Here is a 5319-nt window from a genome sequence, read left to right on the forward strand (position 1 = left end):
AGGCTGGATGAGTGAGTGGTCAAGCCCTCGGCCTATTAGTACCGGTCAGCTCCACGACTTGCGCCGCTTCCACTTCCGGCCTATCAACCCGCTGGTCTGGGCGGGGGCCTTACCCGGTTGACCCGGTGAGAGACCTCATCTCGAAGCGAGCTTCCCGCTTAGATGCTTTCAGCGGTTATCCCTGCCGAACGTAGCCAACCAGCAGTGCTCCTGGCGGAACAACTGGCACACCAGAGGTTCGTCCGTCCCGGTCCTCTCGTACTAGGGACAGCTCTTCTCAAGTCTCTTACGCGCGCGGCGGATAGGGACCGAACTGTCTCACGACGTTCTAAACCCAGCTCGCGTGCCGCTTTAATGGGCGAACAGCCCAACCCTTGGGACCTACTCCAGCCCCAGGATGCGACGAGCCGACATCGAGGTGCCAAACCATCCCGTCGATATGGACTCTTGGGGAAGATCAGCCTGTTATCCCCGGGGTACCTTTTATCCGTTGAGCGACACCGCTTCCACGTGCCGGTGCCGGGTCACTAGTCCCAGCTTTCGCTCCTGCTCGACCCGTCGGTCTCGCAGTCAAGCTCCCTTGTGCACTTGCACTCGACACCTGATTGCCAACCAGGCTGAGGGAACCTTTGGGCGCCTCCGTTACATTTTGGGAGGCAACCGCCCCAGTTAAACTACCCACCTGACACTGTCCCTGATCCGGATCACGGACCGAGGTTAGACATCCAATTCGACCAGAGTGGTATTTCAACGATGACTCCACGAACACTGGCGTGCCCGCTTCACAGTCTCCCACCTATCCTACACAAGCCGAACCGAACACCAATATCAAGCTATAGTGAAGGTCCCGGGGTCTTTCCGTCCTGCCGCGCGTAACGAGCATCTTTACTCGTAGTGCAATTTCGCCGAGCCTGTGGTTGAGACAGCTGAGAAGTCGTTACGCCATTCGTGCAGGTCGGAACTTACCCGACAAGGAATTTCGCTACCTTAGGATGGTTATAGTTACCACCGCCGTTTACTGGCGCTTGAGTTCTGAGCTTCGCCCCGAAGGACTAACCCGTCCCCTTAACGTTCCAGCACCGGGCAGGCGTCAGTCCGTATACATCGTCTTTCGACTTCGCACGGACCTGTGTTTTTAGTAAACAGTCGCTTCTCACTGGTCTCTGCGGCCACCCACCGCTGCCCCGCGCAAGGCGGTTCACAGCAGATGGCCCCCCTTCTCCCGAAGTTACGGGGGCATTTTGCCGAGTTCCTTAACCACAGTTCGCTCGATCGCCTTGGTATTCTCTACCTGACCACCTGAGTTGGTTTGGGGTACGGGCCGCTAAGAACTCGCTAGAGGCTTTTCTCGGCAGCATAGGATCATCCAATTCGCCTCATTCGGCTATGCGTCGGGCCTCACCCTGTATGCGATGCGGATTTACCTACATCGCGGGCCACACCCTTGCACCGGTACTACCACTCACCGGTAGGACTACCTTCCTGCGTCACCCCATCGCTTGCCTACTACCAGTCCGGGTCCCACGCTCCACTCGATCAGCCCCGAAGGGCAGTCACGAGCTTCGGATGGTTAGCATCGCTGGGTTCAGCATGGGCGTTCTTTCGCGGGTACGGGAATATCAACCCGTTGTCCATCGACTACGCCTGTCGGCCTCGCCTTAGGTCCCGACTCACCCTGGGCGGATTAGCCTGGCCCAGGAACCCTTGGTCATCCGGCGGGGGAGTTTCTCACTCCCCTTTCGCTACTCATGCCTGCATTCTCACTCGTGTGGCGTCCACGGCTGGATCACTCCGCCGCTTCAATCGCCACACGACGCTCCCCTACCCATCCACACACCTGGCCACCCACCCGAAAGTGAGTGACGGGTTCATGTGAATGCCACAGCTTCGGCGGTGTGCTTGAGCCCCGCTACATTGTCGGCGCGGAATCACTTGACCAGTGAGCTATTACGCACTCTTTCAAGGGTGGCTGCTTCTAAGCCAACCTCCTGGTTGTCACTGCGACTCCACATCCTTTTCCACTTAGCACACGCTTAGGGGCCTTAGCTGATGATCTGGGCTGTTTCCCTCTCGACTACGAACCTTATCGCCCGCAGTCTCACTGCCACGCTCTCACTTACCGGCATTCGGAGTTTGGTTGATTTCAGTAACCTTGTGGGGCCCCTAGACCATCCAGTGCTCTACCTCCGGCAAGAAACACGTGACGCTGCACCTAAATGCATTTCGGGGAGAACCAGCTATCACCGAGTTTGATTGGCCTTTCACCCCTACCCACAGCTCATCCCCTCAGTTTTCAACCTAAGTGGGTTCGGTCCTCCACGCGGTCTTACCCGCGCTTCAACCTGGCCATGGGTAGATCACTCGGCTTCGGGTCTAGAGCACGCGACTCAATCGCCCTGTTCGGACTCGCTTTCGCTACGGCTACCCCACACGGGTTAACCTCGCCACGTACCGCTAACTCGCAGGCTCATTCTTCAAAAGGCACGCAATCACCCCCACACCCGAAGGTGCATAAGGCTCTCACGGCTTGTAGGCACACGGTTTCAGGTACTATTTCACTCCCCTCCCGGGGTACTTTTCACCTTTCCCTCACGGTACTTGTCCGCTATCGGTCACCAGGGAGTATTTAGGCTTAGCGGGTGGTCCCGCCAGATTCACACCGAATTTCACGGGCTCGGTGCTACTTGGGATACGACTCGGGAGGCCATGAGTTTTCGTGTACGGGGCTCTCACCCTCTACGGCGACCCCTTCCAGAGGCCTTCCACTAACACATGGCTTTCTGACTCCCTGACAGTTCGGCAGAACCATCTGAATCGTCCCACGACCCCGACCGCACAACGCCTGCCGGCTTGGCATGCGATCGGTTTAGCCTCATCCGCTTTCGCTCGCCACTACTCACGGAATCACGGTTGTTTTCTCTTCCTGTGGGTACTGAGATGTTTCACTTCCCCACGTTCCCTCCACACGCCCTATGTGTTCAGGCGTGGGTCACACCACATGACTGGTGCGGGGTTCCCCCATTCGGAAATCCTCGGATCAACGCTCGGTTGACAGCTCCCCGAGGCTTATCGCAGCCTCCTACGTCCTTCATCGGCTCCTGGTGCCCAGGCATCCACCGTGTGCCCTTAACAACTTGACCACACACAACACCCACGCCCGCCCACCACAACACCACCCACCCCAGCAAGACCAAGAATCGGCCACAACCAGAATGAGCAGACGTCGTACGCGGACCAGCGCGGATATCCAGATCAATACTTACAAGATGCTCGCGTCCACTGTGCAGTTCTCAAAGTACGGAAGATGACCCACCACCCGACACCGCCAGCCCCAGGTCAACCCCGGGCGGTACGACATCCAGCAGGCCTCCAGAAGCAGCAGACACTCATGCCCGCTCCCTCAGGACCCAACAGCGTGCCTACGACCAGACCACCCACACCCACCCCGCTCCACACCCTCCCCCCGCTTCCGAAGAAGCAAGGATCACCAGGTCGTACTAGGGGCAACCGCAGCTGCCTGGCCGAACTGGTCAGCGTTCCACCCTTGAGCTCCGTCACGAACACCCGAGCACCCCCACAATTGAAGGCACTTCACGGTCCGCGCACGGCTCTGGACCACCACACGAGTGTGGCGGCCAGTGCTCCTTAGAAAGGAGGTGATCCAGCCGCACCTTCCGGTACGGCTACCTTGTTACGACTTCGTCCCAATCGCCGATCCCGCCTTCGACGGCTCCCTCCCACAAGGGGTTGGGCCACCGGCTTCGGGCGTTACCGACTTTCGTGACGTGACGGGCGGTGTGTACAAGGCCCGGGAACGTATTCACCGCAGCGTTGCTGATCTGCGATTACTAGCGACTCCAACTTCATGGGGTCGAGTTGCAGACCCCAATCCGAACTGAGACCGGCTTTTTGGGATTCGCTCCACCTCGCGGTATCGCAGCCCTTTGTACCGGCCATTGTAGCATGTTTGCAGCCCTAGACATAAGGGGCATGATGATTTGACGTCATCCCCACCTTCCTCCGAGTTGACCCCGGCAGTCTCCTATGAGTCCCCACCATGACGTGCTGGCAACATAGAACGAGGGTTGCGCTCGTTGCGGGACTTAACCCAACATCTCACGACACGAGCTGACGACAACCATGCACCACCTGTGCACGACGCCAAAGGCACCCCGTATCTCTACGAGATTTCCGTGCATGTCAAGCCTAGGTAAGGTTCTTCGCGTTGCATCGAATTAAGCAACATGCTCCGCCGCTTGTGCGGGCCCCCGTCAATTCCTTTGAGTTTTAGCCTTGCGGCCGTACTCCCCAGGCGGGGCGCTTAATGCGTTAGCTGCGGCACGGAGACCGTGGAATGGCCCCCACACCTAGCGCCCAACGTTTACGGCGTGGACTACCAGGGTATCTAATCCTGTTCGCTCCCCACGCTTTCGCTCCTCAGCGTCAGTTACTGCCCAGAGACCCGCCTTCGCCACCGGTGTTCCTCCTGATATCTGCGCATTTCACCGCTACACCAGGAATTCCAGTCTCCCCTGCAGTACTCTAGTTTGCCCGTATCGACTGCAGGCCCGAGGTTGAGCCTCGGGTTTTCACAGCCGACGCGACAGACCGCCTACGAGCTCTTTACGCCCAATAATTCCGGACAACGCTTGCACCCTACGTATTACCGCGGCTGCTGGCACGTAGTTGGCCGGTGCTTCTTCTGTAGGTACCGTCACTTTCGCTTCGTCCCTACTGAAAGAGGTTTACAACCCGAAGGCCGTCATCCCTCACGCGGCGTCGCTGCGTCAGGCTTTCGCCCATTGCGCAATATTCCCCACTGCTGCCTCCCGTAGGAGTCTGGGCCGTGTCTCAGTCCCAGTGTGGCCGGTCACCCTCTCAGGCCGGCTACCCGTCGTCGCCTTGGTGGGCCGTGACCCCACCAACAAGCTGATAGGCCGCGGGCCCATCCTCAGCCGATGAATCTTTCCACCACCAGACCATGCGGTCAGCGGTCACATCCGGTATTAGCACCAATTTCTTGGAGTTATCCCAGAGCTGAGGGCAGGTTGCCCACGTGTTACTCACCCGTTCGCCGCTAGGGCACCACCCCGAAGAGTGGGCCTCGCTCGACTTGCATGTGTTAAGCACGCCGCCAGCGTTCGTCCTGAGCCAGGATCAAACTCTCCGTAGATGATTTGATCGCAGCTGAGACCGAGAGTTGGCACTCTCGTTCAATCAACCAAAGGAACCCAATCAGCATCCGAAGACACCGAAGGGGGATTTGTTACTTGGCACTGACTTTCGGCACGCTGTTGAGTTCTCAAGGAGCGGACGCGC

General features: G+C 58.5%; 2 rRNA genes. Both read right to left on the reverse strand.

The annotated features are described in order from the left end of the window. Nucleotides 1-15: 15 nt before the first annotated feature. Nucleotides 16-3140 (reverse strand): 23S ribosomal RNA (locus tag O2W16_RS21560). A gap of 509 nt (nt 3141-3649) precedes the next feature. Next, nucleotides 3650-5173, reverse strand: a 16S ribosomal RNA gene (locus O2W16_RS21565). Together the 16S and 23S rRNA genes form the textbook arrangement of a ribosomal RNA operon. Nucleotides 5174-5319: the final 146 nt, after the last annotated feature.

This window comes from Modestobacter sp. VKM Ac-2984, from assembly GCF_026967985.1.
Taxonomy (GTDB): domain Bacteria; phylum Actinomycetota; class Actinomycetes; order Mycobacteriales; family Geodermatophilaceae; genus Modestobacter.